The organism is Herbaspirillum seropedicae (assembly GCF_001040945.1).
In the GTDB taxonomy this organism is placed as follows: Bacteria; Pseudomonadota; Gammaproteobacteria; order Burkholderiales; family Burkholderiaceae_D; genus Herbaspirillum; species Herbaspirillum seropedicae.
Genome location: NZ_CP011930.1, coordinates 3043798 through 3070080, shown reverse-complemented (window position 1 = coordinate 3070080; position 26283 = coordinate 3043798). Strand labels below are relative to the sequence as shown.

The window sequence follows — 26283 nt, the reverse complement described above, 5'->3', positions numbered from 1 at the left end:
TAGAATGGTATATATTCAAAAAGCCTTTTTTATTGGACTTCACCTCTTCCATGACCAATCTGCAAGACATCGGCCAACGCATCCGCAGCGCCCGCAAGGCGCGCGGACTGACGGCTGTCGAGCTGGCCGAACGCGCCGGCATGCATCGCAATACCTTGCTGGCGCTGGAAACCGGGCGCGGCAATACCGAACTGGTCAAGCTGCTGGCCCTGTGCAGCGAACTGGAGCTGGACCTGCTGGTGCTGCCGCGCCAGGCCGCAGCCTTGCGTGCGGCCGACAGCCAGGGCGCAGGCGGGCAGACCGAGCTGGGTGAGCGCCTGCAAGCGCTGATGGGTGAGGGAGGCCGGCCATGAGCATGTTGCGTTCCCTGCGCATACGCCTGGGCCAGACCGAGGTCGGTTCGCTGTTTGCCCTCGACGATGGACGTTGCTATTTCCGTTTCGATGACGCCTATGCCCTGCAAGGTCCGCAACGGCCCGTCCTGTCCCAGCTCTACAGCGCCTCTACCGAAGAACGCACTCGCGCCCAGTTGCTCGATCCTACCCTGGCGGCCAACCGGGGTGATGGTCGCGGCGGCTTGCCACCGTTCTTCCAGAACCTGTTGCCGGAAGGGCAACTGCGCAAGCATCTGGTGCAGCGCGCAGGCCTGGCGCCGGATGATGAATTCGGCCTGCTGGCCTATTGCGGGCGCGACTTGCCCGGCGATGTCTCGGCCAGCGCCGAAGAGCTCGATGAACGTGGACTGGGGCGCCTGCTGGGCCAGGGACATGACAGCTACGAGATGAGTTCGGGCCAGTTGCCGGTGCCGGGCGGGGAATCACTCTCGGGGGTGCAGCCCAAGCTGGCCCTGGTCAGGGAAGCGGGAGGACGCTACGTCATGCGTTCCAAGGACAGCCACGGCAGCCACTTCATCGCCAAGCTGCCGGCCACCGATTATCCCAACATGCCGCAGGTCGAATTTTCCTCGCTCACGCTGGCGGCGGCGGCGGGTGTCCATACCTGCCGCTTCAGCCTGGAGCCGCTCTCAGCCATTGCGGAGCATCTGCCGTTCGGCTTGCGCAATGACGCCAGCCGCTTTCTGCTGGTGCAACGTTTCGACCGCGACGCGCCCACGCCCACGGGCCGGCTGCACATGGAGGATTTCGCCCAGGTCACCGGCACCGCGCCAGGAGCCAAGTATGTGGGCAGCTATGCCGCCATCGGGGTAGTGCTGCTGGAACGCAGTACGCGCGGGGTGGAGGATGTGTATGAATTGCTGCGGCGGATCAAGGTCAACGAGCTGCTCGGCAATTTCGACGCCCATCTGAAGAACTTCAGCCTGCTCTATCACACGCCCCAGGCCGCCGCCTTGTCGCCGGCCTATGACATCGTGGCCTACGCCGCCTATGTGGGCGGTGATGGCCATGCCCTGGCCTTCGTGCCGGGCCAGAAGGGCAAGCAATTGCTCACCCCCGCCATCCTGCGCCAATTGGCCAATCTGTGGCGCATCCCGGAACCGAAGTTGCAGGCCGTCCTGGTGGACACGGTGGAGCGCGCCATGACGCAATGGCCGGCCTTGATCGCCAGCCTGCCATTGACCGACGCCCAGCGCACGCGGCTGCTGAGTCACCTGGACGCCAACGCCAGCGTACTCGCCTGGCGTCGCCGCGCCGCCCGCAAAGCTGCCACCGCCGGCGGGGAGGGCGCATGAGGCCGACCCCGACCCTGCCCATGCGCGAGGGGCTGTCACCCAGCTATCTGTGGCTGCAGCCGGGGCCATGGCGCACTATGCTGTCTTTCCTGGCCGAGCGCTTTACCGCCGTGCCGGAGCCGGTCTGGCGCGAACGCCTGCTGCGTGGAGAAGTGCGCAACCAGCATGGGGAAGCGTTGCAGCCTGATACGCCCTACCGCAGCGGCGACTGCATCTTCTACTATCGCGAACTGCCGCAGGGCGAAGCGCGCATACCCGTGGAAGAGAAGATCCTGCATCTGGATGATCACCTGCTGGTGGCCGACAAACCGCACTTCCTGCCGGTGATCCCGACCGGGCGCTTCGTGCAGGAGACGCTGCTGGTGCGCCTGAAGAAAGCCACCGGCCTGCAAGACCTGGTGCCCATCCACCGCCTGGACCGCGAGACGGCCGGGGTGATCGTCTTCTCCCACCAGCCGGCCAGCCGTGGCAAGTACCAGTCGATGTTCCAGCAGCGCGCCATGTTCAAGGTCTATGAAGCCATTGCCCCGCTGCGCAGCGATCTCGAGCTGCCGCGCGTGCATCGCAGCCGGGTGGAGGAGATTCCCGAGCAGTTCTTCAAGATGCATGAAGCCGAGGGCGCGCCCAATTCCGAGACCCATATCTCGCTCATCGAGGCTCGTGGCGCGCTGGGCCTGTACCGGCTGGAACCGGTCACCGGGCGGCGTCACCAGTTGCGGGTACACATGGCTGCGCTGGGCATCCCCATCCTCAATGACCTGTTCTATCCGGAGGCGGTGCCGGTCGGCGTGGCCGATGACCTGGACAAGCCGCTCAAGCTGCTGGCCCGGTCACTGTTCTTCATCGATCCGCTCGATGGCAGCGAACGTCACTTCAGCAGTGAACGCAATCTTTGAGAGTGGCCGCCTTAGGCGGCCGATTTCAGCTGATGCAGCGAGGCCACCAGGTCGGCAAAGCGCTGCCCCTGGATCATGATGTGCTCGCGCAGCAGGTCCACGGTCTTCTCGGCGTCGCCGGAGATGATGGCGTCGACCACTGCCTGGTGTTCGTCGAAGGAGCTCTTGAGCCTGTCCCGCACCCGCAGCTGCAGTCGCCGATAGGGCCGCAGGCGGCGGTGCAGGGCGCGCGCCTGATCGGCCAGGAAGCCATTGTGGCTGCCAGCGTAGATATGGTCGTGGAAGGCTTCGTTGAGATAGAAATAGGCATCCGGATCATTGGCGTCGCGCGCCGCCTGGCAGGCCTGGTGCGCCGCCAGCAGCTCGGCATGCTCGGCCGGCGTCATCCGGCGCGCCGCCAGGCGGCCGCACATGGCCTCGAACTCGGCCATCACTTCAAACATTTCAATGAGCTGTTGCGGGCCGATCTCGGCCACGATGGCGCCCCGGCGCGGGCGCATCTCGACGATGCCCATCGAGGCCAGCTGGATCAGCGCCTCGCGGATGGGGGTGCGCGAGACACCGAATTCCTCGGCCAGCGATGTCTCATCCAGGTGCTGGCCGGGCGACAGCTTGCTGACAGCGATAAGTTCTTCGATTGACTCGCGGAGCGCTTCAGCGCGGGTTTTTGGCGTATCCATGGCGTTTGCCTCTAAAGTCAGCATTGTAAAAGAAAGGGCCTCCACGGGATTTATGCTTGACAATGTATGCGTTTCCTATGAAATTGTATACACGATGAGAGCATAAAAACACACGCAGTCCCATCAATCCTGGAGGAGATACCAGCATGAGCGCATTCACCCGTCGTCAGTTTCTTGGCACCCTCGCAGCAGCCCCATTGGCCAGCGCCGTTCCCTCGGTCTGGGCGCAAACGGCCAGCCTGAAGATTTCGCACCAGTTCCCCGGCGGCACCCTGACAGAAGGCGACTTCCGCGACCGCCTGGTGCGCATGTTTGCCCAGCAGGTCAGCGAACGCACCAAGGGCGCCTTGAAGTTCGAGATCTACCCCGGTTCATCCCTGATGAAGACCAATGCCCAGTTCTCGGCCATGCGCAAGGGCGCGCTGGACATGTCGCTGGTGCCGCTGAACTACGCCGGCGGCGAAGTGCCCGAAACCAATATCGGCCTCATGCCCGGCCTGGTGACGTCCTACCAGCAAGGCGCGGCCTGGAAGAATGCCGAAGTCGGCAAGGAGCTGGCCCGCGTACTGGCCGAGAAGGGCGTGATCATCGTCAGCTGGATCTGGCAGGCCGGCGGCGTGGCCTCGCGCGGCAAGCCCATCGTCGATCCGTCTGACGCCAAGGGCATGAAGGTGCGCGGCGGCTCGCGCGAGATGGACCTGATCTTGAAGGAAGCGGGCGCCGCCGTGGTCACGCTGCCCTCCAATGAAATCTACGCCGCCATGCAGACTGGCGCGATGGATGCGGCGATGACCTCGTCGACTTCCTTCATGTCCTTCCGCCTGGAAGAAGTCGCCAAGGCCCTCACCACGGGGCGCGACAAGGCCTACTGGTACATGTTCGAACCGCTGATGATCTCCAAGGCCGTCTTCGAGCGCCTGCCCAAGGACCAGCAGTCCGTCATCATGGCCGTGGGCGCCGAGATGGAACAGTTCGCCACCAAGGCCGCCCAGGCCGATGACATCGCCGTGGCCCAGGTCTACCAGAAGGCCGGCGCCAAGGTGGTGGACCTGAATGCCGAGGTCGTCAAGAAGTGGCAGGACATCGCCCGCAACACCGCCTGGAAGGACTTCGCGGCGCGCAACGCCAATTGCGCCAAGCTGCTGGCCCTGGCGGAGAAGACCTTATGAGTCATGGCTTCGAGATGCCCGGCGCGGCAGCGACGCGCCCCGAAGTGCCGGCCAGCGCCCCAGTGGCCTGGCTGGGGGCCTTCCTGCGGGGCTACCATCGGGTGGCCGTGTTCCTGGGCATGATTGCGCTCCTGGTCACATCCTGCATCCTCACCTATTCGGTGGTGGTGCGTTACTTCTTCCATCAGCCCACCGACTGGCAGGATGAAGCCTCGGTGTTCATGCTGGTGGGCGTGATCTTCCTGTGCTCGGCCTATGTGCAGTCGCTGCGCGGTCATATCGGTATCGAGGCGCTGGCGGGCATGCTCTCGCCGCTGGCCAACCGGGTGCGCATGTTCATCGTGGATGTGGTGTCCTTGCTCTTCTGCGCCTTCTTCACCTGGAAATCGTGGGCGCTGTTCCATGAAGCCTGGGTGGAAGGACAGACCACTTCCTCGACCTTCGCGCCGCCGCTGTGGATCCCGTATTCGCTGATGGCGCTGGGCATGACCATGCTCACGCTGCAATTGCTGGTGCAGGTGCTGGTGCGCATCACCGGCACCGTACCCGCAACGCCGGCGGGAGGTGCGCAATGAGTCCGCTGACCCTGGGTGTGCTCTATGGCGTGGTCACCATCGTGGTGATGTGTTCGGGGATGCCGATCGCTTTCGCGCTGGGCGTGGTGGCGACCGGCTTCATGTATTTCTTCATGCCGGAATCGTCGCTGGACACCATCACGCAGAACGTCTACGAAGAAATCGCTTCCATCACGCTGCTGTCCATTCCGCTGTTCATCCTCAAGGGGGCGGCCATCGGCAAATCCCCTGCGGGCAAGGACTTGTATTCGGCCATCCACGCCTGGTTGAACAAGGTGCCGGGCGGGCTGGGCATTGCCAACGTGTTTGCCTGCGCGCTGTTTGCGGCCATGGCCGGCTCGTCGCCGGCGACCTGCTCGGCCATCGGTTCGGCGGGCATTCCGGAGATGCGCCGACGAGGCTACTCGCCCGGGTTTGCCGCCGGCATCATCGCTGCCGGCGGTACCCTTGGCATTTTGCTGCCGCCCTCGATCACCATGATCCTGTATGCGGTGGCGGCCGAGCAGTCGCTGGGCCGCCTGTTCCTGGCCGGCATCGGGCCGGGCGTGCTGCTGGTGCTCCTGTTTGCCGGCTATGCCGTCTACCGCGCCCGCAAGGAATACAGGCTGGCGCATGCGGTCTATAGCGCCGGCGGCGCCAAGTCGGCCTATCTGGATGACGAGCATTTCACGCTGGCGCAGAAGGTGGAAATGCTGCCCCGCGTGCTGCCTTTCCTGATCCTCCTGATCGGCGTGATGGTGGCGCTCTATGGCGGCCTGGCCACGCCGTCCGAGACCGCCGGCCTGGGCGCGTTGCTGGCGCTGGTCTTGATCGCGGTGGTCTATCGCATCTACAAGCCGCGTGAGATCGCGCCCTTCCTCAGTTCCACCATCAAGGAATCAGGCATGCTGCTGTTGATCATCGGCATGTCGCTGCTGTATTCCTATGTGATGAGCTACCTGCACATCAGCCAGTCGGCGGCGCAGTGGGTGGTCGACCTGCACCTGTCGAAATGGCTGCTGCTGGCGGTGATCCTGGGCATGGTGATCGTGCTGGGCTTCTTCCTGCCGCCGGTGTCGATCATCCTCATGACCGCGCCCATCATCCTGCCGCCACTCAAGGCCGCAGGCTTCGACCTGATCTGGTTCGGCATCGTCATGACCGTGGTCATGGAGATGGGGCTGATCCATCCGCCGGTGGGACTGAACCTGTTCGTGATCAAGAACATCGCCCCCGATATCGCACTGGGCGATGTCATCAAGGGGACGATTCCTTTCCTGGCGCTGATGTTCCTGGCGGTCCTGCTCCTGTGCATGTTCCCCGGCATCGCGACCTTATTGCCTGATCTGTTGATGGGAGCCAAGTAAATGAGTAGCAGCGAACGCGTGTGGAATGCGCGCCAGAAGAACCGTGAACAGCGGCTGGCGCGCGCCACCGCCGTATTGGGCAGCCAGTTGCAGGGCAAGATCGCGCCTGCCGACAAACTGGCGGACCTGCTCTATGCGGTGCTGGAAAACGGCGACCGGGTCTGCGTCGAGGGCAACAACCAGAAGCAGGCCGATTTCCTGGCCAAGGGACTGGCGGCGCTCGACCCGGCACGGGTCAATGGCTTGCACATGCTGTTCTCGGTGCTGGCCCTGCCGGAACATCTGGACGTGTTCGAGAAGGGCATTGCCGACCGGCTGGACTTTTCCTTCTCCGGTCCCCAGGCCGGCCGCTTGGCCAAGCTGGCCTCGGCCGGCAAGCTCAACATCGGCGCCATCCATACCTACCTGGAATTGTTCGGGCGCTACTTCGTCGACCTGACCCCGCGCGTGGCGCTGGTGGCCGCCCAGGCCGCCGACCGCCACGGCAACCTCTACACCGGCCCCAACACCGAAGATACGCCCGCCATTGCCGAAGCCACGGCCTTCTCCAGCGGCATCGTGATTGCCCAGGTCAACGAGATCGTCGATGAACTGCCGCGCGTGGACATCCCGGCTGACTGGGTGGGCTTTGCCATCAAGGCGCCCACCCCGCATTACATCGAACCGCTGTTCACCCGCGACCCGGCGCAGATCTCCGAAATCCAGGTGCTCATGGCGATGATGGCCATCAAGGGCATCTATGCCGAATACGGGGTGCAGCGCCTGAACCACGGCATCGGTTTCGATACCGCCGCCATCGAGCTGATCCTGCCGACCTATGCCGAATCGCTCGGCCTGCGCGGCAAGATCTGCAAGCACTGGGCGCTCAACCCGCATCCGGCCTTGATTCCCGCCATCGAAGCCGGGTTTGTGGAATCGGTGCATTCCTTTGGTTCCGAACTGGGCATGGAAGACTATATCCGCGCCCGGCCGGACATCTTCTTCGTCGGCCCCGATGGCTCCATGCGCAGCAACCGTGCTTTCTCGCAGACCGCCGGCCACTATGGCTGCGACATGTTCATCGGCTCGACCCTGCAGATCGACTTGCAGGGCAATTCCTCCACGGCCACGCTGGGCCGCATCGCCGGGTTCGGCGGCGCGCCCAACATGGGGGCGGACGCCCGCGGACGCCGCCATGCCAGCGAGGCCTGGCTCAAGGCCGGCCAGCAGGCCAGGGCAGGGCGTCATACCATCCCGCGTGGGCAGAAACTGGTGGTGCAGACGGTGGAGACCTTCCGCGAGCACATGCAGCCGGCCTTCGTCGAAAGACTCGATGCCTGGCAACTGGGCGAACAGGCCAAGATGCCGATTCCGCCGGTGATGATCTATGGCGACGATGTCACCCACATCCTCACCGAAGAGGGCATCGCCAACCTGCTGCTGTGCCGTACCGAAGAAGAGCGCGAGCAAGCCATCCGTGGCGTGGCCGGTTATACGGCGGTGGGCATGGGTCGCGACCGTCGCATGGTGGAAAACCTGCGCGACCGTGGCATCATCCGCCGCGCCGAAGACCTGGGCATCGACAAGCGCATGGCCACCCGCGACCTGCTGGCGGCCAAGAACATGAAGGACCTGGTGCGGGCCTCCGGCGGGCTGTACAACCCGCCCAAGCGCTTCCGCAACTGGTAAGCAATCCGCAACGACATCGCAATGAAAGCGACGATATGGAAACTTTGACTTTTCGCTTCGAGCACGGCCAGCGCCGCCTCAAGGCCGCGCCTGAACTGGTCGGCGTGGTCAGCTCCGGCAACCTGGAAGTGCTGATCGAGAATGCGGCCTTGGACGGCGCCTGCGCCATCGAGGTGAAGACAGCGGCACGCGGTTTCGGCGCCATCTGGGAAGCCGTGATGCGCGACTTCCAGCAGCGCTGGCAACTGGCCGATGCCCGCATCTCCATCAACGACATGGGCGCCACGCCTGCCGTGGTCAGCCTGCGCCTGGACCAGGCCGTGGAAGCCATGGTGGAGGAGGGCCAATGAGCGCGAGCTATCTGGAAGCCACGGCGCGCGAGCGCATCCTGGCCGTGCTGGACGCCGGCAGCTTCGAGGAACTGTTGCCGCCGGCCCAGCGTGTGGTCAGTCCGCACCTGGGCCAGCTGGATGCGCCGGTGTCCTTCGATGACGGCGTCATCATCGGCGCAGGCCGGCTCGATGGCCAGGCCGTGATGGCCGCCGCGCAAGAGGGCGGCTTCATGGGCGGAGCCGTGGGCGAGGTGCATGGGGCCAAGCTGGTGGGGCTGCTCAGGCGCGCCGTGGTCAAACAGGCGGCCGGCGTGATCCTGCTGCTGGAAACCGGCGGCGTGCGCCTGCATGAAGCCAATGCCGGCCTCATCGCCGTCTCCGAAGTCATGCGCGCCGTGCTGGAAACACGGGCTGCCGGCATTCCCGTGATCGTGCTGGTGGGCGGCGCCAATGGCTGCTTCGGCGGCATGGGCATCGTGGCGCGCTGCGCCAATACCGTGATCATGTCCGAGGAAGGGCGGCTGGCCATGTCCGGCCCCGAAGTGATCGAGACCGCCAATGGCGTGGAAGAATTCGACTCGCGCGACCGCGCCCTGGTCTGGCGCACCACCGGTGGCAAGCACCGCTACCTGATCGGCGATTGCCAGCAACTGGTCAGCGACGATACAGCAGCCTTCCGGGCCGCCGCCATCGCGGCGCTGGCGCAGGTGAGCGCGCCGCAACTGACGCTGGCCGCGCTGGAAGCCGAACAGGAAATGCTGCGCCGTCGCATCGCCACCTTCGGCCTGGCCGACGACCCCATGGATATCTGGGCCGAACTGGGCGTGCCCCGTCCGGACAGCGTGCCGATGCTGGAGGCCGACGCCTTCACGGCAATGGCCCAGGCCCATCGCATCACATCGCCCGCCTGAGAGGACAGCCATGACCGCAACCCCGACTCCCGGCCAGGTGGACTGGCGCGCATTGGCGCAGACCTTGTTCCCGCAGGGCCACCAGATCACTGAATCAGAGCATTTCCTTTCCGGTACCGCCCAGGTCGATGGCCACACCGTCACCGTGGTCGGCACCACCGGCCACACGCCCATCGGCATCGAGATTGCGCTGGCGCAGGCCACCGCCATCCTGGACACCGTGCGCAACCATCCGGGCCGCGCCATCGTCATCCTGGTCGATACGCAAGGCCAGCGCCTGCGCCACCGCGATGAAATGCTCGGCATCAACAGCTACATGGCGCACCTGGGCAAGTGTGTTGAACTGGCGCGCCGCCAGGGCCATCGCGTCATTGGCCTGGTCTATGACCAGGCCTTGTCGGGCGGCTTCATCACCAGCGGCCTGATTGCCGACGCCTGCTACGCCTTGCCCGACGCCACCATTCGCGTCATGGGCCTGCCGGCGATGGCGCGCATCACCAAGGTGCCCGAAGAACGCCTCACCGAACTGGCCAAGAGCAACCCGGTCTTCGCGCCGGGTCCGGAAAACTACCTGCGCATGGGCGGCGTGGCCGAGATCTGGAGCGGCGACCTGGCCCAGGCCATGCGCCAGGCGCTGGCGAGCGCGGACAATGCCGATGTGCGGGCCGCGCTGGGTCGTGCGCGCGGCGGGCGTCAATGGGCGCAGCGCGTGATCGACGCCGTGGCCCACGATGCACCCTTGAACGGGTGAACGCGATGACGCCGGCGCCACGTCATCATCTGCTCTGGCTCACCGAGGCCGCCTGGACGCGCTTGCAGACGCAGTCCCAGGACAGCCGCGAGCAGGCGGTGCTGGCGCGCTGGCGGCAGATGCGCTGGCCGGTCGTGGTGCGCCGCGCCGAGGCTGATGCCGGTGCCGACGAACTCTGCGCCGGCATCGCCTTGCCGCCCGATGCGCAGGGCAACAAGCCGCGCCTGGCCTTGCGCGTGCAACGCGCCGAGGTAGCGGCCAGCCATGCTCCCTATCTGTTGCGCGATATTGCGGCGGCGCGACTGCACGGTCTGCCACAGGGCTGGCAGGCGGGCATGGAGGCGCTGCAGCAGCAGATGCAGGCGGCGGGCATTGCCTTGGCGGTGTTCGGTTCGCTGTCCTGGCAGGCCATCACCGCCCAGGCCTACGTGCGCAGCAGTTCCGATATCGACCTGCTGTTCGCGCCGGACAGCCAGGCGCAACTGGCGCAGGGGCTGCAGCTGCTGGCGCGGCAGGCGGCCATGCTGCCGCTGGATGGCGAGATCGTCTTCCCGGATGGCGCAGCGGTGTCGTGGAAGGAATGGCAACAGGTGATGCGCAAGGAGACGAAGAGCGACGCCAGGGTGATGGTCAAGCGGCCTGCGGCTGTGGCGCTGGAACCGGTGGCGCAACTCCTGGCTGCCTTGGCCGCCAGGGAAGGGCAGGCATGCGTCGTCTGATGGCCCATCCCGCCCTGCTGGCGGCGCCGCTGCATCCTCTGCAACAGCGCCGCGCCGTGCGCCAGAACCTGCAGTTCTGTCGTCAGCTGGCGCGCCTGGCGCTGCGCAGCCTGCATCAGGAACTGGTGCTGTATCCCAAGCCGGGGCTGGTCTCGCTGATCGACAACGGCAGCCATGACGACATGGACGCCAGCACCTTCCTGCGCAGCCTTTTTTCGCTGCGCCACTATTTCTTCCAGATTGCCGTTGCGGGCCTCAAGGGCGCCCCTTTCCATCACCTGCAGAAGCTGGCCATTGCCGCCGAGGCCCGCATGCTGCGCGCCACCGGCGGCGTCAACACCCATCGCGGTGCGATCTTCGCGCTGGGCATGCTGTGCGCCGCCATGGCCTATTGCCGTGGCCGCAAGCTGCCCTTGCAGGCCGAGGTCATCCGCGCCACGCTGCTGATCCAGTGGGGCGATGCGCTGGCGCGCCATAGTGGCGTCCATCTCGATCACGGCGCCGGCCAGCGCAGCCACGGTCAGTCGGTAGCGCTCGCGCATGCCGTGGGCGGGGCGCGCGAAGAGGGCGCGCTGGGCTTTCCGGCGGTCTTCGAGGTAGCCCTGCCGCAGTTGCAGTCCACGCTGGAGCAGGGGCGCGCACCGCACGAGGCGCGCATCGACGCGCTGTTCGCCTTGATGGCCCATATCAGCGATACCAATGTCTATCATCGCGGCGGCGCTGAGGGCGCGCAGCGCGTGCGCCAGCAGAGCGCCGCCTTCCTCGCCGCTGGCGGTACCGGCGCGCCCGGATGGCGGACGCAGGCGCTGGCCTGCCATCATGATTTCGTGGCGCATCGGCTTTCGCCGGGCGGCGCGGCCGACTTGCTGGCCGCGGCCTGCCTGGTGCATCAGGCGATGGCGCTGGAGCTGGAGCGCGGCGCATGAGCATGCGGCTGGCCATCCTCTGCCCGGGTCAGGGCGCACAGCATGCCGGCCTGTTCGACCTGCTGCGCGAAGATGAACAGGCCGCCGCTTTCCTCGACCAGCTTCCCTTGACGGACTACCTGGATGCACCGTTGGCGCAGGTGCTCTCGCAGCCCACCCATCTGTACGCCAATGGCAATGCACAGGTCTTGATCGTGGCCGCGCAACTGGCCGCCTGGCAAGCCCTGCGCGAACCCCTGGCCGCCATTGCCGGGCCGCCGGTAGCGGTGGCCGGCTATAGCGTAGGCGAGCTGTCGGCCTATGCGGTGGCCGAGGTGATCGATCCTGTGGCGGCCGTGGCGCTGGCGGCGCAGCGTGCTGCGGCCATGGATGCGGCGGCGCGATCCCGGCCCGGGCAGGGTCTCATGGCGCTGGGCGGCATTGATCTGGCCGCCGCCCAGGATTGCCTGCTGCGGCATGGCGCGCATGTAGCCATCGTCACCGGGGACGATACCCTCATTGCCGGTGGTTCCAGCCCGGCCCTGGAGGCGGTCGCTGCCGAGCTGGCCGGGCGCGGTGCGCGAACCACGGTCTTGCCCGTGGGGCTGGCCTCGCACACGCCGCTGATGCAGGCCGCCGTAACGCCCTTTGCCGCAGCGCTGGAAGGGCTGTCCTTGCACGCCCCCAAGACGGCGCTACTGGCCGGCGTCAGCGGCCAGGGCATCGCTGATGCGCACCAGGCCTGTGCGCTGCTGCTGCGCCAGCTGACCGAGCCCATCCAGTGGGCCGCCTGCATGGACGCCTGCGTGGAGCGCGGCGTGACCGTCGCCCTGGAACTGGGCCCCGGCGCGGCGCTCTCGCGTATGCTGCGCGAGCGCCATCCCCATCTGTCGTGCCGCTCCCTGGCCGACTTCCGCAGCCTGTCCGGACTGTTGAGCTGGCTGCGCCGCCAGGCTGACTGAACTCTGCAGCAAACGCTGCTGGCATCCCCCTGGCGCAACTGCTATGGTGAAGCGAGTCGCTGCGCGTGAACCAAACTTCATACCGCAAGTCGCATCTTCAAGGAGCGCCCAGGGCGCACCGCCATTGTTCAACCCGACCAGGAGGCTGATAATGAAAGTCGACGTGTACAAGCGCCCGGATGGCGCAGGTTTGTTTTCCTACCTCGTCATTCCTCACGAAAAGATGTTGCCGGACGAAGTCACCAATACCGACTGGCAGATCCATGAGCAGAACGTGGACTTCGAGCGCGACGGCAAGCGACATTTCACCCTGCAGGCCGAGGACGCCTTCATGCAGATCGGCGAAAAGGGCTACGCCATCACCCATCTGGCCGAACGCAGCGGCGACGGCGCGTCCTGAGCGGCGCGGCGCAACCCAACTTAACGCCACGCAACGAGGAGACAGACCATGCCCACCGAACAGATAGGCGATTACGAAGTCGAGTATGCCGGCGTGCGAGTCGTCGGTGGCGAGGAATGGGTGGCGCAGGTTGCCATCTTCGGCCATTCCACCAACCCCATGCACCGCAACCCGGTGTTCCCGGCCCAGCGGGTCTTGGCCGACCAGACCTTTGCCGATGAAAAATCGGCCGAGGCCGGTGCGCGCCAGGCCGCCCATGAGTTGCTGGAACAGCAGCAGGCGCGGCACTGAGCGCCCAGGCCGCGCCTCCATCCCATCCTTGCCAATGTCAGGCCCGCTCGCCCAGCGCAGCGGGCCTGTTCATTTTTGCTGGCACGGAACTGGCATGGAAGTGTCCAGCCATGTCGGCAACTGCCCCGTTTGACCGATTCGCAATAGAATGTGGGCATTGCATTTTCCTTCACCCCCGCATTGCCAGCCCATCTCATGAAACCGCCCTTACTCGTCCTGATCCACCTCTCCGAGGAAAGCACCGCCACCATCGCCGCCCACTACGACATCCTCTACGCCCCCGACCGCCAGCGGCGCGACGAGATGATTGCCGGCCCGGCCCGCAAGGTGGCCGTGGTGCTGACCAATGGTTCCACCGGCCTCACCGCCGAAGAGATGCGCGCCTTGCCGCACCTGCAACTGGTCTGCACCCTGGGCGCTGGCTTTGAGAACGTCGATGTGGCGCACGCCGAGGCGCATGGCATCGAGATCGCCACCGGCGCCGGCACCAACGAGGATTGCGTGGCCGACCACGCCCTGGGCCTGCTGCTGGCCATCCTGCGCAACATTCCGGTGCTGGACCGCTACACCCGCGACGGCGGCTGGCGCGAGACTATTCCGCTGCAGCCGCAACTGGCCGGCAAGCGCGTGGGCATCGTCGGCATGGGCAATATCGGGAAGAAGATCGCCCGCCGCGCCGCCGCCTTCGATGCTGAGATCGCCTATTGCAACCGCAAGAAGCGCGACGACGTCGATTACCATTACTTCCCGGACGTGGCCCAACTGGCTGGATGGGCTGATTGCCTCATCGTGGCTGCGCCCGGCGGCGCCCAGACCCGGCACCTGATCAATGCGCGCGTGCTGGAGGAGCTGGGGCCGCAGGGCTATCTGGTCAACATCGGCCGCGGCAGCATCGTCGATACCGACGCCCTGGGCGCGGCGCTGTCCTCGGGACGCCTGGCCGGCGCCGGACTGGATGTCTATGAGGGTGAGCCGCAGCCGCCGGCAGCCTTGATTGCCTTGCCCAACGTCGTGCTCACGCCGCATATCGCCGGCTGGTCGCCGGAAGCCATTCGCGCCTCGGTCACGCAGTTCCTGCGCAACTGCGAAGAGCACTTTGCCGCCGCCGAGCCGGTGCTGCGGGCCTGAGCGGCCCAGCGTTTTTTTGCCATGGATGGGCTGGCTGGCCGATAATAGCGGCCGCGGCGGGGCCGCTTTCCTCCACGAAAGCTGCCCCGGCCGGTTGCGTCTGCGCTCGGGGGAGCGCCGCGCCGGCAAGCCGTTTGACCCCATCACCCAACGCCACCACAAACAGAGAGAGCCACGCACCATGGATCTGCCATCTCACCAACTCACCATGACCGTCCTGATGACCCCGGACATGGCCAATTTCGCCGGCAACGTACACGGGGGAACCATCCTCAAGCTGCTCGACCAGGTCGCCTACGCCTGCGGCAGCCGCTATGCCGGGCAATACGTGGTGACCTTGTCGGTGGACCAGGTGATGTTCCGCCAACCCATCCATGTGGGCGAGCTGGTGACCTTCCTGGCCAGCGTCAATCACACCGGCAAATCCTCCATGGAGATCGGCATCAAGGTGGTGGCCGAGAACATCCGTACCCAGGAGACGCGCCACGTCAACAGTTGCTTCTTCACCATGGTGGCGGTGGATGACCAGCGCAAGCCGATTCCGGTGCCGCCGCTGCGACCCTTCTCGCAGGAGGAAAAGCGCCGTTTCGAGGCGGCCGTGATTCGCAAGTCGCTGCGCCAGGAGCTGGCGCGCCGCTATGATGAAGTCAAGCCGGGATGAGGATCGTTTGATCGGATCAATCCACCTCGCGCACCAGGGTTCCCGTCGCCCCTGAATGCCGTGATCGGGTGCGAAGGTATCGCCCAGCATTGAGAGGGCGCGCCTTCGTGGCCGTAGTTCACGCTCCCGATCCACGTCAACAGAACGACAACGACATCCAGCCGTTGTCGCTTCCCATCGCATAGCCAGCTTTGACAGGCCAGGTCGGCACCTGCCGGCGTTTCTGTCGCGCAAAGCTGACGTCTCCTCTCCCATCCCATGTATTCAAAGCGCCAAGCGCCTGTTCTTGGCGATAGACCTCGTTTTTGTCTACGCTCCTCGACACCTCAATAAAAAATATTAAAAGTACAATCTATCGTGATGATAAAATAAAATAAATACAAAATATGTTGTAAATATTAATTGTGATGGGTGAGTGTCGAGGAAAGTGCTGGGAGCGCGGTTTGCACCCGGCCGATTGATGGCGTGGGATCGAGCGATATTTTTTCCCTGCCCCATGAGGGTTTCGAAAGGATGGTGATTTCAGTGACTGCGTTGACGGGGATGCTCTATTGGCTGGGCGTTTTTGCACTGACGTATCTGCTCTATCTGGTGATTGGCGCATGCGCCTTCGCGCTTTGGCTTATTTCAAGAACAACTAGACAAGGCGGGAAAGACGACGAGCAGCGTTCCCTCCCCATCTGCGACCGCGAATAGGGCAGCGGCTGGGCGACGCTTCATCTTGGGATCTTCGCGCTGGTACCTATCAGGGATTGTTGAATGCTCAAGTTCATTACACCCAAACAGTTGCGCATCGGGATGTATATCCAGTCCTTCTCCGGAGCATGGCGGCGGCCGCCGGCCTGGCGAAAGCCGTTTTTGCTCGAGAAAGACAAGGATCTGCTGGCCCTGCAGGCCAGTCCCATCCGGGAAATCGTGATCGATATCGCCAAAGGAGCCGATGTCCAGACCGACGAGGCAGAACAAGGCAATGGCGTCGAATCATCGCTTGGAAAGAATGCCGAGATCGAGGTGGCGCAAGCTCTTCCGGAGGCCGGCAAACGCACTGACATCCAGGCTGAGAGAGAACGCGCGGCCCGCATCATCTCGTCGTCAGAGAAGACCGTGCTCACCATGTTCTCCCAGGCGCGCATGGGCAAGACCATCGATGTCAAGGAGGCCAGTGACCTGGTGCGCGAGATCAATGCCTCGGTGTCGCGCAACGCGGACGCCATGATTAGCCTGGTGCGTCTGAAGACGGCCGATAACTATACCTACATGCATTCGGTGGCCGTCTGCGCCATGATGATCTCGCTGGCCGACCAGCTCGGCCTGTCTGCTCAGGAGCGGCAGCAGGCTGGAATGGCGGGGCTGCTCCACGATATCGGCAAGATGACGGTGCCGCCCAGCATCTTGAACAAGCCCTCGAAACTGACGGAAGAGGAGTTCGTCTCGGTCCAGTCACATCCGCTGGCGGGTCACCGCTTGCTGCAGGAGCTGCCGGGAATCGGCGATGCGCCCTTGGACGTTTCCTTGCATCACCATGAAAAGATGGATGGCACCGGATATCCCTACAAGCTTTCCGGACGAGACATCTCCATGACCGCGAGGATGGGCGCGATATGCGATGTCTATGACGCCATCACCTCCGATCGTCCATACAAGAGCGGATGGGATCCCTCCCGGTCGATCCAGCATATGGCCCAGAGCAAGGGGCATTTTGATTTCGATGTGTTGCAGGCCTTTGTCAAGGCAGTGGGAATCTATCCCGTTGGTTCCTGCGTGTTGATGCAGACGGGCCATCTGGCCATGGTGTTGGAGCAGCGACCAGATAGCTTGCTTGCACCCCTGGTCAGGATTTTCTATTCCACGAACAAGAAGATAGCCGTCACGCCCACCCTGATCGATCTGAGAAGATCAGCAAACAAAATAGTGGGCGCTGTCGATCCCGAGAAATGGGGGGTGACCAGGCTTGTTGAACAGCAGGATTTGAATTACTGACTGCGCCGGATCATGCGCGCAATGGCCGAGGCCTGACACGCTGAGCCAGCGTCAAGCTCAACCCTGTTTTCCCGCCAGCGATGCAGGCAGTCACGCAGTGGGAAAACAAAATCATCCTTAAAAAAATCGGGGCGTATTGTGAAGAAATTTCGTGATCTTAGAATCTCCAGAAAGCTGTTTATCTCATTTGGCCTCATCCTGGTATTGGCGACGGTGACCGGGACGTTTTCCCTCTGGCAGCTCAGCCTGGTCAACCAGTCAGCCAATGAGCTGGCGACCAATTGGCTGCCCAGCATCAAGACCCTGGGCGACGTCAAACTGCTACTGGCCCGGCTGCGCAGCAACGAGTCGCAACTGATCCTCTATGCCGCCGACCCGGGATTGACCAAGACGCTGCAGGCCCGTACCGACGATGTGTTGAAGGACCTGGAGGCCGCGCTCGACACCTATCGTTCGCAGATATCGGAACCCGAGGAAAAGGCCCTCTATCCGCAGGCGAGCCAGCGGCTGGAACAGCTGCTCAAGGAGCATGGCGCGTTGATGAATGCACTGGCGCAGCAAGATGTCGCGGCCGCCAAGGCCATCTTCGCTGGCGCGTCCTCGGATCTCTATTTTTCCTTGCTCAAGGATTTCAGCACCCTGGCCGATGTCAACCGGCGCGGCGGAGACCAGTCGGCGGCGGATACCGCACGGATCTATCGGGAGTCGCTCATGTGGGGCGTTGCAAGCCTGGCGATATCGACGTTCATCGGCGTTGCTTTGGCCGTGATCATCGCGCGGATCATTTCGTCACCGCTCTCGCTGGCCGCGCGCATTGCCGACACCGTCGCCGCCGGCAACCTGAGCACTGAGATCGGCGCGGCAGGCAGCGACGAAACCGGACAGGTCATCGGTGCTCTGGGCAAGATGAACCAGAGTCTTTGCCACATCATCAGCGGCGTCAAGAGCTGTAGCGAGACGATTGCCACCGCCTCCCAGCAGATCGCCACCGGCAACCTGGATCTGTCTTCACGTACGGAAGAGCAAGCCAGTTCGCTGCAGCAGACAGCGGCCGCGATGGAACAGATCACCGGCAGCATGCTGGAAACGACCGCGCATTCCCGGCGCGCCAATGAACTGGCCCTGGGCGCCTCATCCGTTGCTGGCGAGGCGGGACAGACGATGCAGGATGTGGTCGATACCATGTCCTCGATCAGTTCGGCATCTGGTCGCATCGTCGAGATCATTTCGGTCATCGACAGCATCGCCTTCCAGACCAACATATTGGCGCTCAATGCGGCGGTGGAAGCCGCCCGCGCGGGCGATGGCGGGCGCGGCTTCGCCATTGTGGCGGCTGAAGTCAGAAGCCTCGCACAACGTTCGGCCACGGCGGCCAAGGAAATAAAGAACCTGATCGACAACACCGTGGACCAGGTAGGGGCGGGTAGTCAATTGGTGCAGAAAGCGGGGCAGACGATGCAAGCCGTGGTCGCCAGCGTGGAGCAGGTCACGAGCATCGTCGCTGATATCGCCGCCGTGAGCGACCACCAGAGCAAGGAGATCTCGGAAATCAATTTCGCCATCGCCCAGATGGACAGCGTCACCCAGCAAAATGCAGCGCTCGTGGAGGAAGCCGAAGCCGCGTCGCAGGCCTTGCAGGAGCAGGCCATGCAGCTGTCCTCCATGGTCAGCCGCTTCAGGTTGCCGACGTCGAGCGCAGCGCTGGCTCGCGCCGGTGGGGCAAGGTCGGCATCAAACGCTCGTCAAGCGTGAGCATGCGGGGGTGAGCCCTTCTGTGACTCCTGCGCAAGAGCAGAGGGCAGGGCCGGTGTCTTGCACCGGCAAGCCGCCCTCGCTGGCGTATCAGGTCAGATGGACCGTCACCGAGCCCAGCACGCCGAGATCGGCGCGCACCGTCTGGCCGGCCTGTACGGGCATGGGGACGATGGTGGAGCCGGTGGCGACCAGTTGACCGGCCGCCAGCGTGAGGCCATGCTGGCGCAATTCATTGACCAGCCAAGTCAGCGCAATGCGCGGATCGCCCAGCACCTGGGCGCCACTGCCGCTGCGTTGTTCGCCACCTTCGATGAAGGCGCTGGTGGCCAGTGCGGCCAGGTCCAGATGGCGCCAGTCCATGCTGGTAGGCGCGCCCAGGACGAACTGGTCGGCACAGCAGTTGTCAGCGATCAGCTGATAGGCACCGACTTCACGAAACTGCTGGTAGCGGGTATCGGGAATCTCGATGCCAGGATGCACCGAGCCGACCGCCTCCATGACCTCTTCCTGGGAATAGGGCTGGGTGCGCGGCGGCAGGGCGCTACGCATGCGGAAGACCACCTCGGCCTCGATCACGCTCATGAGGTTGTCTCCCAGCGTGACATGCGCGCCGTTGCGGTGCATGCGCTCGGCCAGCAGGCGACCTGCCATGGGGCCATCGACATTGAGCAGCTGCTGCCCGCCCGGCCCGGTCGCGCCGATCTTCCAGCCCGCCAGGGGGGCAAAGCTGCGGGCTTCCAGGCGGGCCTGGATGTCATAGGCTTGCTGCCGGTCGGCGGGCTGCAGAGGCGGCGGCAGTTGCCCGATGCGGCGGTTGTGCGCCCAGCAGTCCCAAAGCAGGTCGGCGGCTTGCTGGCGTTGCGATTCGTTCAGCACTGGTGATTCCCCCTGTAGTGTTGTGATCGACGGTCGGTCTTTTGCATGGCGGCGCTCAGGCCGATAGCGGGCCGAGCGCGCCGATGGCGATGGTCAGCAGGCCCAGCAGCAGATTGATGCTCACCAGCTGGCGCACCTGGCCCAGCGCCCGGGCGGCGCGGTCCCAGTCCTGCTGGGCGGCGGCCAGCTTGAGGCGGCGGAAAGGAGCGAAGAAGATATGGGCAAAGATCAGCATCATCACCACGCCGATGCCGGTCATGGCGTGGACATAGGGCGGGGCGTGGCCAGCGCCGAGCATGGCCATCATGTGCAGTCCGCTGCCCAGCACCAGGGCGATGGCGATCCACACCCAGACGAAGAAGCTGGCCAGCACGGCGGCCATCAGCGTCAGGCGCTGCTCCGGATGCAGCACCGCCAGCGCCGGGCGCAGCGCCATGTGGGCGAAGAACATTCCGCCGACCCAGATGGTCAGGCCCAGCAGGTGGAAGAACTTGGCGATGAGCATGGCTTTCCTTTCTGGTCAGTATAGGTCAGGCAACAATGCGGCATTGTCGCATGAGAGGCTGCTCCTGCGCCCGGACCATGCCGGTGCGCGCCAAGCCGTGGTAATGTCGGGTCGCAAGCTCAACGTCAATCCTTCCTGCCAGCGTCGGTTCTCATGTCCATCCTCAGCGCCATTCATCTCTATCCCATCAAATCCTGTGCTGGCCTGAGCCTCACGCACACCCCGATCGGACCATTGGGACTGGCGCTGGACCGCCACTGGATGCTGGTCGACCGGCAGGGCCGATTCCTGACCCAGCGCCAGCACCCGGAGATGGCTTGCATCACCCCGGCCTTCGAAGGCGAGCGGCTGGTCTTGCGGGCGCCCGGCATGCCGGCCTTGTCGCTGTCGATGCAGGGGGAGGATGGGGAGGCGTTGGCGGTGCAGGTCTGGAACAGTCATCTCGATGCCCTGGACCAGGGCCAGACGGCGGCGCAGTGGTGCTCGGATTATCTGGGCGAGGCGGTGCGGCTGGTGCGCTTCAATCCGGCCGCATCGCGCCCCTGCAGTACACGCTGGACCGAGGGGCGGCAAGCGTATACGCAGTTCTCCGATGGCTATCCGCTGCTGGTGATTGGCCAGGCCTCGCTGGAGGACCTCAATGCCCGCCTGACCGCCAAGGGAGCGCCGGCGCTGGGCATGGAGCGGTTCCGGCCCAACCTGGTCATCAGCGGCCTGGACGCCTATGACGAAGATCACATCAGCACGCTCACCCTGGGCCCGGTCGAGCTGCGCCTGGTCAAGCCCTGCGCCCGCTGCCCCATCCCCGGGATCGACCAGCGCACTGGCTTGCGGGATGCGCGCTGGCCCGATGAACCGCTCGATACGCTGGCCGGCTACCGCGCCGACCCCCGCGTGGACGGCGGGCTGACCTTTGGCCAGAACGCCATCGTCACCGGCGGCGAGGGCGGGGTGATCGAAGTCGGGCAGGCGGTGCAATGGGAGTGGAATTTCTGACCTGCCCGCCACAAAGAAAATGCCGTCCGGCATGCTCGGGAGCAGCGGGACGGCATCGTCAGCACAGGGGAGGGAGGCGCCAGCGGCGCCCTGCGGCCCTGGTTTACTTCTTGGGGCGACCGACCTTCAGCGGGGTCAGGCCGGCCAGGATGTCTTTCAGTTCAGCGATCTTCAGGTTCTTGATCAGCGACACGCCGATGCGCAGCAGGTCGCTCTTCTTGATCTCGACACCGGCCTTCAGGCAGGACTTCTTGACCTGGGCCAGCACCGCATATTCGTTCTCGGGCATGGTGAAGCTGTCGCGTACCTGCTTGACCTTCTTGGGCTTGGCGGCCTTTTCGATCTTTTCGGTCTTTTCCGCCTTGACGGGCTTCTCGATCTTCTCGACTTTCTCTACCTTCTTCTCATCCTTGGGGGCGGCGGGCTTGGTTGCAGCGGGCTTGGCTGCGGCGGCCTTGGGGGCGGGACGGGCGGCTGGCTTGGCAGCCGGCTTCTTCACGGCGGGCTTGGCGGGTGCTGCCTTGGCAACGGGTTTCTTCTTTTCGGTCGGTGCTGCTGCGGCTTGAACACGGGTGGCCATGAATACTCCTGTTAAAAAATTGATATAAACAATATATATTTTTTGCGCCTTCGCCGCAATGCAGCTGATCAATTGTGAACGATTTCACCAACAATTTCTGGATTGCAAACGTTTACAAGTCGCTTGTGCGCTGCAGCGGCGGTGTTCCGGTCCCGGCGCAATGAATTTCTGGAGATTCACGGCGGCGATCCTAGCAAGCCCAGGTTAAAGCTCTGTGACAACGATGGAAAACAATTTACGGTGGGTGGTGGCGCCGTGCAGGCGAAAAAAAAGCAGTCCGGCCCAGACGGGCGGGACTGCAATGAACAACGGTCTCTACTGGGGACTTACATGACGCTGTTTGCTGCTACTGGCTGCTTTTCCTGGCCTGCGCCGCCGTGGGCGGGCGCGGCATTGGGCTTGAGCGGGGTGACGGTGGCCGGGCCCTTGGGCTGGGCGGCCTGCTGCAGGTCGTGCTGGGCAGCGAAGTCCTGCAGGAACTGGGCAAAGCCGCTGCCCACTTCCTTGTGCTTGAAGCCCATGGCCACGGCGGCCTTGAGATAGCCCAGCTTGGAACCGCAGTCGAAACGCTGGCCTTCGTAGCGATAGGCCAAGATCTGTTCCTGCTGCAGCAGGGCCGAGATCGCATCGGTCAGCTGGATTTCGCCACCGGCGCCCGTGCCGATGTTTTCCAGGCGTTCGAAGATGGCGGGGGTGAGCACATAGCGGCCCACCACGGCCAGGGTGGAGGGGGCTTCTTCCGGAGCGGGCTTCTCGACGATGCCGCTCATCAGTTCCAGGCGGTCGGCATAGGCGCTGCCGCTGACGATGCCGTACTGGCGGGTCTCGGGGCGCGGCACATCCTGCACGGCCAAGAGGCTCTTGCCTTCGCGTTCGAACATGGCGGTCATCTGCGCCATCACGTTCTTCTGGCCGGCGTCCACATCCATGAAGTCATCGGCCAGCAGCACGGCGAAGGGCTCATCGCCCACCAGCGGCTTGGCCAGCAGCACGGCGTGGCCCAGGCCCAGCGGTTCGGCCTGGCGCACGTAGACGCAATTGATGTGCTTGGGCACGACGTGGCGGATGGTTTCCAGCAGCTTGACCTTGCCGGCGGCTTCCAGCTCGCTCTCCAGCTCGTAGGCCTTGTCGAAGTGATCTTCGATGGCGCGCTTGTTGCGGCCGGTGATGAAGATCATCTCGGTGATGCCGGCTTCAACGGCTTCTTCGACGGCGTACTGGATCAGGGGCTTGTCGACGATGGGAAGCATTTCCTTGGGTTGCGCCTTGGTGGCGGGAAGGAAACGGCTGCCCAGACCGGCGACGGGGAAGACTGCTTTGGTGATTTTTTTCATGGTAGGCCCAGGTAGATTAAGTTGAAGGACGTGGCATCCTCACCCACATGCATGGCAGGTCACGTAGCGCCAATGGCGCTTCATGCCTGCTTGTTGTTCTTGATCATCTTCATGGCCGGCAGCATCCTGCCGCCGTGCAACAGCGCGGCAATGCCTGCCAGGAACTGGCCCGGCAAGTTCAATGCCGCCAGCAGCAGGTTGCGCGCACGCGGCGCGGCAGGCGCGTCGGCCTCGCCCAGCGCGATGCTGCGCTGGGCGCAGCCCTCGTTGAGCTGTTCCAGTACCGAAGCCAACTGGGGCGCCTTCTTCGAGATCTGCTGCAGCAACTGCGCCGAGTCGCTGGCGTAGCGTGCATACTGTTCTGCGAAGTCTTCGCCGCCGCGCGCGCTGCCTGCGAAGGAGTGCAGGGCGAACTGGTTGGCGAATGTAGCGCTATCCCTTCTGGTATCGGTATGGGGCATGGTCGTTGGCTTTCCTGCTTGGCTGGTCGCGGATGCAGGCTCCTCGTGGAGGCTGCTTCAAAGTCAAGGTGGTGCAAGTCGCGCAGCATCAGCAGAGGCATTTTCGGCACTCTTGCTGTGGCAGAGGGGCGGTACGCCATGCTGCGCTGCTTCGATTGGACGCTAGATTATGAAAACTCGCGCTGTCGCTCTATAGGATGGCTTCGGTTTGATGTGTAGGAAAAGAGGAAGGCCGGAGCAAGTCCGGCTGCCTCTGCGTTGCACTGCGTCGCACCGGAGGGTGGGCATGGCGGGCTTGTCCTACAGGGAAATGGGCCGCTGTCCGATACCTGCGGGACACGTCCCTTCCTACCATGACCTCATCCGTTGGCCGCCCTGCGTGGCGGTGGCGGAGAAGCAATCAACACGGGACATCCCCATCACGACAGGAAAGGGAAGATCATGGAACACGGACTCATTGCATGGCTGATCATCGGTGCGGTTGCTGGCTGGCTGGCCGGCGTGCTGGTCAAGGGCGGCGGCTTCGGCCTGTTGGCCGACATCCTCATCGGTATCGTCGGCGCGGTCATCGGCGGCTGGCTGGCCGGCCTGCTGGGCATCGCCGTGGGGGGCGGCATCCTGGCCTCCATCGTCACGGCCACGCTGGGCGCGGTGGTCCTGCTGGTCATCGTGCGCGCCTTCAGGCGCGCCTGACGCAGGCTGACCGATCCGCCATCCGGTCTGCTGCTGCAGAGGCAGGCCGATGCAGTGATGGCCAATGCGCCCGGGTTCGCGCCCGGGCGCATTGCGCTTTCCGGCAGGGACAGCGCGGTTTGCCCAAACCATGCAGGAGAATTGGCCCGCAGCCGTTACAATGCCGGCCGGAACCTTAAAAAACATTCACAAGAACATCAAGCCAGGCGAAGCTATGAACGTTGTCTCGCCTGGGCTTGTCCAAACGCTGTTTCTGTTTCCCTTCATCAAGAAAAGCCATCATGAGTAGCGTCAATCCCCTGGCCGGCCAGCGCGCCGCCCCTTCGGCACTGGTCGATCTGCCAGTGCTGGTCTCCAATTACTACAGCCTGCGTCCGGATGTGGCCGAAGCCAGCCATCGCGTGGCCTTCGGCACTTCCGGCCATCGCGGCAACGCCAATGCCCACAGTTTCAACGAATGGCACGTGCTGGCCATCACCCAGGCCATCTGCGACTACCGCAAGGAGCAGGGTTTCAAAGGCCCGCTGTTCCTGGGCATCGATACCCATGCGCTGTCGGAACCGGCCTGGCACAGTGCGCTGGAAGTGCTGGCCGCCAATGAAGTGGTGACCATGCTGGCCGAAGGCAGCCCCTACGCGCCCACGCCTGCGGTCTCGCACGCCATCCTCACGCATAACCGCGTCCACCGCGATGCGCTGGCTGATGGCATCGTGGTCACGCCGTCGCACAATCCGCCTGACAATGGCGGCTTCAAGTACAACATGCCCAATGGCGGCCCGTCCGACTCCAATGTCACCGGCTGGATCGAACAGCGCGCCAACGCCTACCTGGAGCAGCAATTGCAGGGTGTGCGCCGCGTCAGCTTCGAGAAGGCGCTCAAGGCCGACACCACGCGCCGCTACGACTACCTCGACAACTACGTCAGCGACCTGCCCAACATCATCGACCTGGCCGCCATCTCCGGCGCCAATGTCAAGATCGGCGTGGACCCGCTGGGCGGCGCCGGCCTGCATTACTGGTCCGCCATCGCCGACCGCTACAAGCTGAACCTGGAAGTGGTCAACACCGAGGTCGACGCCACCTTCCGCTTCGTGCCGCTGGACTGGGATGCGCAGATCCGCATGGACCCGTCCTCGCCGCATGCGATGAGCGAACTGATCGCACTCAAGGACCGCTTTGACGTCGCCATGGCCTGCGATACCGACCATGACCGCCACGGCATCGTCGCCAAGAGCCGCGGCCTCATGCCGGCCAATGATTACCTCTCTGTGGCGGTGTACTACCTGTTCCGCCACCGTCCGGCCTGGCGCGCGGACGCCGCCATCGGCAAGACCCTGGTGTCGAGCCAGATGATCAATCGCGTCGCCAAGCACCTGGAGCGCAAGCTGCTGGAGATGCCGGTGGGCTTCAAGTGGTTCGTCGATGGCCTCTATGACGGCAGCCTGGCCTTCGGCTGCGAAGAGAGCGCTGGCGCTTCCTTCGTGCGCTTCGACGGCCAGCCCTGGAGCACTGACAAGGACGGCATCACCGCCGCCTTGCTGGCCGCCGAGATGACCGCGCGCACCGGCAACGACCCTGGCCAGATCTATGAAGACCTGACCCATCAGCTGGGCGCTCCGCTCAATGGCCGCAAGGAAGCCGCCGCGACGCCCGAGCAGAAGGCGCGCCTGTCCAAGCTCTCGCCGCAGGATGTCAGTTCCACCGAACTGGCCGGCGAGCCTATCCGTGAAGTGCTGACCACGGCGCCGGCCAACGGCAAGCCCTTCGGCGGCCTGAAGATCGTCACCGACAATGGCTGGTTTGCGGCGCGTCCGTCCGGCACGGAGAGCATCTACAAGATCTACGGCGAGAGCTTCCGCGACCAGGCCCACCTCGACAAGATCTTCGCCGAGGCCCAGGACATCGTCACCCGCGCCCTCCAGGCCAGCTGAACGACCGACGGCGGCGGGCTGCGCCCGCACCGGATCGACAACACCCCGTCACGTGTCTCGTGGCGGGGTGTTTTTGTTTGCGCGGATG

Annotated in this window: 28 protein-coding genes; 22 read left to right on the top strand and 6 right to left on the bottom strand. The window is 64.3% G+C overall.

Annotated features, from left to right (window positions below; translation table 11 throughout):
- Positions 1–50 precede the first annotated feature (50 nt).
- The 3 genes from ACP92_RS13455 to ACP92_RS13445 are packed head-to-tail and all read left to right on the top strand — an operon-like array spanning position 51 to position 2586.
- On the top strand, positions 51–353 hold the full coding sequence (locus ACP92_RS13455) for a helix-turn-helix domain-containing protein (RefSeq protein WP_013234664.1): 303 nt from the start codon (positions 51–53) through the stop codon (positions 351–353).
- Positions 350–1690: a type II toxin-antitoxin system HipA family toxin gene (locus ACP92_RS13450; protein WP_013234663.1), complete on the top strand. Its 1341-nt coding sequence runs from the start codon at positions 350–352 to the stop codon at positions 1688–1690. The genes ACP92_RS13455 and ACP92_RS13450 overlap by 4 nt, the downstream gene beginning before the upstream one ends.
- Positions 1687–2586, top strand: a complete 900-nt coding sequence (locus ACP92_RS13445) for a pseudouridine synthase (RefSeq protein WP_013234662.1) — start codon at positions 1687–1689, stop codon at positions 2584–2586. The genes ACP92_RS13450 and ACP92_RS13445 overlap by 4 nt, the downstream gene beginning before the upstream one ends.
- An 11-nt stretch (positions 2587–2597) precedes the next feature.
- On the opposite strand, the gene ACP92_RS13440 is transcribed toward ACP92_RS13445, so the two are convergent.
- Entirely contained in the window at positions 2598–3266 is a 669-nt protein-coding gene (locus tag ACP92_RS13440; protein ID WP_013234661.1) for a GntR family transcriptional regulator, read from the bottom strand.
- 146 nt (positions 3267–3412) lie between these two features.
- Here ACP92_RS13440 and dctP point away from each other — a divergent pair, with 146 nt between their 5' ends.
- The 16 genes from dctP (at position 3413) to ACP92_RS13355 (ending at position 18816) form a co-directional block, all read left to right on the top strand.
- Complete coding sequence (gene dctP, locus ACP92_RS13435; RefSeq protein WP_041310849.1) at positions 3413–4435, top strand: TRAP transporter substrate-binding protein DctP; 1023 nt, start codon at positions 3413–3415, stop codon at positions 4433–4435.
- Complete coding sequence (locus ACP92_RS13430) at positions 4432–5010, top strand: TRAP transporter small permease (protein ID WP_013234659.1); 579 nt, start codon at positions 4432–4434, stop codon at positions 5008–5010. The genes dctP and ACP92_RS13430 overlap by 4 nt, the downstream gene beginning before the upstream one ends.
- A complete protein-coding gene (locus tag ACP92_RS13425) occupies positions 5007–6356 on the top strand; it encodes a TRAP transporter large permease (protein ID WP_013234658.1) in 1350 nt (449 codons plus the stop codon). Before ACP92_RS13430 ends, ACP92_RS13425 begins: the two co-directional genes overlap by 4 nt.
- A complete protein-coding gene (gene mdcA / locus ACP92_RS13420; protein WP_013234657.1) occupies positions 6357–8024 on the top strand; it encodes a malonate decarboxylase subunit alpha in 1668 nt (555 codons plus the stop codon).
- A gap of 35 nt (positions 8025–8059) precedes the next feature.
- Positions 8060–8374, top strand: a complete 315-nt coding sequence (gene mdcC / locus ACP92_RS13415; protein WP_041310847.1) for a malonate decarboxylase acyl carrier protein — start codon at positions 8060–8062, stop codon at positions 8372–8374.
- Positions 8371–9267 carry a biotin-independent malonate decarboxylase subunit beta gene (locus ACP92_RS13410; RefSeq protein ID WP_013234656.1) on the top strand — a complete coding sequence of 299 codons (897 nt, stop codon included), beginning with the start codon at positions 8371–8373 and terminating at the stop codon, positions 9265–9267. The genes mdcC and ACP92_RS13410 overlap by 4 nt, the downstream gene beginning before the upstream one ends.
- Positions 9268–9277: 10 nt before the next feature.
- A complete protein-coding gene (gene mdcE / locus ACP92_RS13405) occupies positions 9278–10018 on the top strand; it encodes a biotin-independent malonate decarboxylase subunit gamma (protein WP_013234655.1) in 741 nt (246 codons plus the stop codon).
- Between the two features lie 5 nt (positions 10019–10023).
- On the top strand, positions 10024–10737 hold the full coding sequence (gene mdcG, locus ACP92_RS13400; RefSeq protein ID WP_013234654.1) for a malonate decarboxylase holo-[acyl-carrier-protein] synthase: 714 nt from the start codon (positions 10024–10026) through the stop codon (positions 10735–10737).
- Positions 10725–11663 (top strand): triphosphoribosyl-dephospho-CoA synthase MdcB, encoded by a 939-nt coding sequence (mdcB, locus tag ACP92_RS13395; protein ID WP_013234653.1) that lies wholly within the window; start codon positions 10725–10727, stop codon positions 11661–11663. The genes mdcG and mdcB overlap by 13 nt, the downstream gene beginning before the upstream one ends.
- Complete coding sequence (locus tag ACP92_RS13390) at positions 11660–12604, top strand: acyltransferase domain-containing protein (protein WP_013234652.1); 945 nt, start codon at positions 11660–11662, stop codon at positions 12602–12604. The genes mdcB and ACP92_RS13390 overlap by 4 nt, the downstream gene beginning before the upstream one ends.
- Before the next feature lie 151 nt (positions 12605–12755).
- Positions 12756–13004, top strand: coding sequence for a DUF6139 family protein (locus ACP92_RS13385; RefSeq protein WP_041310845.1), 249 nt, complete (start codon positions 12756–12758; stop codon positions 13002–13004).
- 48 nt (positions 13005–13052) lie between these two features.
- The gene (locus tag ACP92_RS13380; RefSeq protein WP_041310843.1) at positions 13053–13295 is read left to right on the top strand and encodes a hypothetical protein; all 243 of its coding nucleotides are present in this window, start codon (positions 13053–13055) and stop codon (positions 13293–13295) included.
- Positions 13296–13490: 195 nt separating this feature from the next.
- The gene (locus ACP92_RS13375) at positions 13491–14423 is read left to right on the top strand and encodes a 2-hydroxyacid dehydrogenase (RefSeq protein WP_013234650.1); all 933 of its coding nucleotides are present in this window, start codon (positions 13491–13493) and stop codon (positions 14421–14423) included.
- 181 nt (positions 14424–14604) lie between these two features.
- Positions 14605–15084, top strand: a complete 480-nt coding sequence (locus ACP92_RS13370; protein ID WP_013234649.1) for an acyl-CoA thioesterase — start codon at positions 14605–14607, stop codon at positions 15082–15084.
- A 759-nt stretch (positions 15085–15843) separates the two neighbouring features.
- On the top strand, positions 15844–17064 hold the full coding sequence (locus ACP92_RS13360) for an HD-GYP domain-containing protein (RefSeq protein ID WP_013234646.1): 1221 nt from the start codon (positions 15844–15846) through the stop codon (positions 17062–17064).
- A gap of 138 nt (positions 17065–17202) precedes the next feature.
- Entirely contained in the window at positions 17203–18816 is a 1614-nt protein-coding gene (locus tag ACP92_RS13355) for a methyl-accepting chemotaxis protein (RefSeq protein ID WP_013234645.1), read from the top strand.
- Positions 18817–18906: 90 nt separating this feature from the next.
- Here ACP92_RS13355 and ACP92_RS13350 read toward each other — a convergent pair whose 3' ends face one another.
- Together ACP92_RS13350 and ACP92_RS13345 are read right to left on the bottom strand one after the other, a co-directional pair.
- Entirely contained in the window at positions 18907–19695 is a 789-nt protein-coding gene (locus tag ACP92_RS13350; RefSeq protein WP_013234644.1) for a 2-keto-4-pentenoate hydratase, read from the bottom strand.
- A gap of 55 nt (positions 19696–19750) precedes the next feature.
- Complete coding sequence (locus ACP92_RS13345; RefSeq protein ID WP_013234643.1) at positions 19751–20200, bottom strand: CopD family protein; 450 nt, start codon at positions 20198–20200, stop codon at positions 19751–19753.
- A 153-nt stretch (positions 20201–20353) separates the two neighbouring features.
- Here ACP92_RS13345 and ACP92_RS13340 point away from each other — a divergent pair, with 153 nt between their 5' ends.
- On the top strand, positions 20354–21196 hold the full coding sequence (locus ACP92_RS13340; protein ID WP_013234642.1) for an MOSC domain-containing protein: 843 nt from the start codon (positions 20354–20356) through the stop codon (positions 21194–21196).
- A gap of 103 nt (positions 21197–21299) precedes the next feature.
- Here ACP92_RS13340 and ACP92_RS13335 read toward each other — a convergent pair whose 3' ends face one another.
- From ACP92_RS13335 to ACP92_RS13325, 3 genes are all read right to left on the bottom strand, one after another.
- Complete coding sequence (locus tag ACP92_RS13335; protein ID WP_048348570.1) at positions 21300–21776, bottom strand: hypothetical protein; 477 nt, start codon at positions 21774–21776, stop codon at positions 21300–21302.
- Positions 21777–22102: 326 nt separating this feature from the next.
- Positions 22103–23110: a UTP--glucose-1-phosphate uridylyltransferase GalU gene (gene galU / locus ACP92_RS13330; RefSeq protein ID WP_041310839.1), complete on the bottom strand. Its 1008-nt coding sequence runs from the start codon at positions 23108–23110 to the stop codon at positions 22103–22105.
- 80 nt (positions 23111–23190) lie between these two features.
- Complete coding sequence (locus ACP92_RS13325; protein ID WP_041310836.1) at positions 23191–23571, bottom strand: hypothetical protein; 381 nt, start codon at positions 23569–23571, stop codon at positions 23191–23193.
- A 441-nt stretch (positions 23572–24012) separates the two neighbouring features.
- Here ACP92_RS13325 and ACP92_RS13320 point away from each other — a divergent pair, with 441 nt between their 5' ends.
- Both ACP92_RS13320 and pgm read left to right on the top strand, forming a co-directional pair.
- Positions 24013–24264, top strand: coding sequence for a GlsB/YeaQ/YmgE family stress response membrane protein (locus tag ACP92_RS13320; protein ID WP_008329542.1), 252 nt, complete (start codon positions 24013–24015; stop codon positions 24262–24264).
- Between the two features lie 281 nt (positions 24265–24545).
- The gene (gene pgm, locus ACP92_RS13315; protein ID WP_013234637.1) at positions 24546–26195 is read left to right on the top strand and encodes a phosphoglucomutase (alpha-D-glucose-1,6-bisphosphate-dependent); all 1650 of its coding nucleotides are present in this window, start codon (positions 24546–24548) and stop codon (positions 26193–26195) included.
- Positions 26196–26283: the final 88 nt, after the last annotated feature.

Bases quoted from the DNA above. Each gene is read 5' to 3' on its own strand.
- ACP92_RS13385 (WP_041310845.1), top strand. From the start codon at position 12,756: ATGAAAGTCGACGTGTACAAGCGCCCGGATGGCGCAGGTTTGTTTTCC.
- ACP92_RS13325 (WP_041310836.1), bottom strand. From the start codon at position 23,571: ATGCCCCATACCGATACCAGAAGGGATAGCGCTACATTCGCCAACCAG.
- mdcG (WP_013234654.1), top strand. From the start codon at position 10,024: ATGACGCCGGCGCCACGTCATCATCTGCTCTGGCTCACCGAGGCCGCC.
- ACP92_RS13450 (WP_013234663.1), top strand. From the start codon at position 350: ATGAGCATGTTGCGTTCCCTGCGCATACGCCTGGGCCAGACCGAGGTC.
- mdcA (WP_013234657.1), top strand. From the start codon at position 6,357: ATGAGTAGCAGCGAACGCGTGTGGAATGCGCGCCAGAAGAACCGTGAA.
- mdcC (WP_041310847.1), top strand. From the start codon at position 8,060: ATGGAAACTTTGACTTTTCGCTTCGAGCACGGCCAGCGCCGCCTCAAG.
- ACP92_RS13360 (WP_013234646.1), top strand. From the start codon at position 15,844: ATGCTCAAGTTCATTACACCCAAACAGTTGCGCATCGGGATGTATATC.
- ACP92_RS13390 (WP_013234652.1), top strand. From the start codon at position 11,660: ATGAGCATGCGGCTGGCCATCCTCTGCCCGGGTCAGGGCGCACAGCAT.
- dctP (WP_041310849.1), top strand. From the start codon at position 3,413: ATGAGCGCATTCACCCGTCGTCAGTTTCTTGGCACCCTCGCAGCAGCC.
- pgm (WP_013234637.1), top strand. From the start codon at position 24,546: ATGAGTAGCGTCAATCCCCTGGCCGGCCAGCGCGCCGCCCCTTCGGCA.
- ACP92_RS13410 (WP_013234656.1), top strand. From the start codon at position 8,371: ATGAGCGCGAGCTATCTGGAAGCCACGGCGCGCGAGCGCATCCTGGCC.
- galU (WP_041310839.1), bottom strand. From the start codon at position 23,110: ATGAAAAAAATCACCAAAGCAGTCTTCCCCGTCGCCGGTCTGGGCAGC.
- ACP92_RS13335 (WP_048348570.1), bottom strand. From the start codon at position 21,776: ATGGCCACCCGTGTTCAAGCCGCAGCAGCACCGACCGAAAAGAAGAAA.
- ACP92_RS13345 (WP_013234643.1), bottom strand. From the start codon at position 20,200: ATGCTCATCGCCAAGTTCTTCCACCTGCTGGGCCTGACCATCTGGGTC.
- ACP92_RS13320 (WP_008329542.1), top strand. From the start codon at position 24,013: ATGGAACACGGACTCATTGCATGGCTGATCATCGGTGCGGTTGCTGGC.
- ACP92_RS13375 (WP_013234650.1), top strand. From the start codon at position 13,491: ATGAAACCGCCCTTACTCGTCCTGATCCACCTCTCCGAGGAAAGCACC.
- mdcB (WP_013234653.1), top strand. From the start codon at position 10,725: ATGCGTCGTCTGATGGCCCATCCCGCCCTGCTGGCGGCGCCGCTGCAT.
- ACP92_RS13340 (WP_013234642.1), top strand. From the start codon at position 20,354: ATGTCCATCCTCAGCGCCATTCATCTCTATCCCATCAAATCCTGTGCT.
- ACP92_RS13425 (WP_013234658.1), top strand. From the start codon at position 5,007: ATGAGTCCGCTGACCCTGGGTGTGCTCTATGGCGTGGTCACCATCGTG.
- ACP92_RS13445 (WP_013234662.1), top strand. From the start codon at position 1,687: ATGAGGCCGACCCCGACCCTGCCCATGCGCGAGGGGCTGTCACCCAGC.
- mdcE (WP_013234655.1), top strand. From the start codon at position 9,278: ATGACCGCAACCCCGACTCCCGGCCAGGTGGACTGGCGCGCATTGGCG.
- ACP92_RS13380 (WP_041310843.1), top strand. From the start codon at position 13,053: ATGCCCACCGAACAGATAGGCGATTACGAAGTCGAGTATGCCGGCGTG.
- ACP92_RS13370 (WP_013234649.1), top strand. From the start codon at position 14,605: ATGGATCTGCCATCTCACCAACTCACCATGACCGTCCTGATGACCCCG.
- ACP92_RS13455 (WP_013234664.1), top strand. From the start codon at position 51: ATGACCAATCTGCAAGACATCGGCCAACGCATCCGCAGCGCCCGCAAG.
- ACP92_RS13430 (WP_013234659.1), top strand. From the start codon at position 4,432: ATGAGTCATGGCTTCGAGATGCCCGGCGCGGCAGCGACGCGCCCCGAA.
- ACP92_RS13440 (WP_013234661.1), bottom strand. From the start codon at position 3,266: ATGGATACGCCAAAAACCCGCGCTGAAGCGCTCCGCGAGTCAATCGAA.